The 1,999-nt window shown below is 69.5% G+C and carries 2 protein-coding genes and 1 pseudogene; 1 reads left to right on the top strand and 2 read right to left on the bottom strand.

Annotation, left to right across the window (positions count from 1 at the left end):
- Positions 1 to 265, bottom strand: a 265-nt coding sequence (locus tag HMPREF1138_RS00145; protein ID WP_009055026.1) for an NAD(P)-binding protein, incomplete at its 3' end; no start/stop codon positions are given.
- Entirely contained in the window at positions 262 to 1,359 is a 1,098-nt protein-coding gene (gene hemE, locus HMPREF1138_RS00150; RefSeq protein ID WP_009055023.1) for a uroporphyrinogen decarboxylase, read from the bottom strand. The genes HMPREF1138_RS00145 and hemE, both read right to left, overlap by 4 nt.
- A gap of 241 nt (positions 1,360 to 1,600) precedes the next feature.
- Here hemE and HMPREF1138_RS00155 point away from each other — a divergent pair.
- Positions 1,601 to 1,999: pseudogene (locus HMPREF1138_RS00155) on the top strand (glutamyl-tRNA reductase); the annotation flags it as partial.

A 1,999-nucleotide genomic window follows, 5' to 3' on the forward strand; every position in this document is an offset into this window, starting at 1 on the left:
CGGCGGGCTCGACCGAGGTCAGCCCCAGGGCGTCCACGATCGAGGAGGTGTCGGTGCCGCGCACGACGTATGTCTCGGCGCCCAGGTCCACGTCCACGCCACCGACCGTGCCACGAGCAATGAGGCCGCCCAAGTATCCGCGCGCCTCGATGAGGAGGGGGCGCGTGCCCGCGCGGGCCAGCTCCCAGGCGGCGACGAGGCCGGCGATGCCTCCGCCGACGACGACCGCGCCGGGGTGGGTGGGGGTGGCCGAGCGGGGGCTCATCGGGAGCCTCCCAGCTCGCGGACCAGCTCGACGATGCGCGTCAGGACGTCGGGGTCGGTCGTGGGCGGCACGCCGTGCCCGAGGTTAAAGACGTGGCCGGGGGCGGAGCGCCCCGCGTCGAGAATATCTCGAACAGCCTGTTCGATAACGTGCCACGGAGCCTGAAGAAGCGCGGGATCAAGATTCCCCTGCACGGCCTTTCCGGGCACCTGGGCGACCGCCCACGACAGGTCCGTCTTCCAGTCGACGCCCACGCAGTCGGCCCCGACCTCGGCCATGTCAGGCAGGATCGGAGCGCTGCCCGTGCCGAAGTGGATGAGCGGGGCGCGCTCGCCGGTCACCGGGCTGACGGCACCCGCGACGCGCTGCGCGACCATGCGCGAGTACGGCGCGACGGACTCACGATAGGTGCGAGGCGAGAGGGAGCCCACCCATGAGTCGAAGAGCTGCGCGACGCTGGCCCCCGCCTCGACCTGAGAGGTGATGAAGTCGGCGCTCACGCGCGCGCACCAGCTCATAAGGGCGTCCCATGCGCCCGGGTCGGACGCCGCGAGCGCGCGCGCCGCCAGGTGATCGCGGGAGGGACGCCCCTCGACCATGTACGCCGCCAGGGTGAAGGGTGCGCCGCCGAATCCAATGAGGGGTGTCGACCCCAGCTCGCGAACCGCCGACGCGACGCCGTCGCGCACACACTGGACACCCTCGCCGCAGTCGCGCGTGCGCCCGGTCGAATCGGTCCAGGAGCCCTCGCCATAGCGATGGCTCGCCAGCTCGTCGATGCTCTCGCGCGTGCGATAGGGGCGATCGAGGACCGGGCCGACACCCGGCTCAATCTCGACGCCCACCCCGGCCAGGCGCAGGGGGACCATGATGTCCGAAAAGAAGATGCCCGCGTCCACGCCGTGGCGTCGCACGGGCTGCAGCGTCGCCTCGGCGGCAACGTCTGGGCGCAGGCAGGCCTCAAGCATGGGCAGGCCGACGTCGGCGCGCAGCTGGCGGTACTCCGGCAGGGAGCGCCCGGCCTGACGCATGAACCACACGGGCGTGGGCCCGCGTCGCCCGGTCAGGGCGGCGATCAGCGGGGGCGTCGTCATGTGTCTCCCTTAATTTAATGATGTTTTCGTGCGTTAATTCGCGCATTTCCGTCTGTTTCCAGTCTAGTTCAAGACAATTTCTCGCACGCCGTAAATGCCCGGATTAACGCGCCTTTAGGCCGGTTTATCCGCAGCAGTGCAACATTTATTGAGCCGACATTTCGAAATGACACGGCGTCACCAACATAAATAGGCTGCCAGCGCTGCCCACACCACCCGCGTGCCCTTAAATGGACGCGTTGTGACTATTCATGTGCTCTCCGCGGACCACCGCTACACCCCCCTCGATGACATCGCCCAGCTCTCCAGCGCGGACGACCTGGGCCCTACCCTCATGCGCTCGCTACCGCACGCCCGCGGAGTCATGGTCCTGCGCACCTGCAATCGGGTCACCATCTACGTCGACACCCCGGCCTCGGCCGACCCTCGCGCGCTCAAGGATGCGGTGGAGCGCGAGCTCGCCACCGCCGCCCGCACCCCCCGCGCCGACGTGCGCCTGCGCCACCTGTGGGGCCGCGACGGCCTCGTCGACTTGTTTGCGACGGCATCCGGGCTGGAATCAATGGTCGTCGGCGAGCGCGAGATCGCCGGGCAGATGCGCCGCGCCGCTCGCACGGCCTGGGAGGACGGGACCCTCAGC

It is taken from the genome of Actinomyces sp. ICM58 (assembly GCF_000283035.1).
Classification (GTDB): domain Bacteria; phylum Actinomycetota; class Actinomycetes; order Actinomycetales; family Actinomycetaceae; genus Pauljensenia.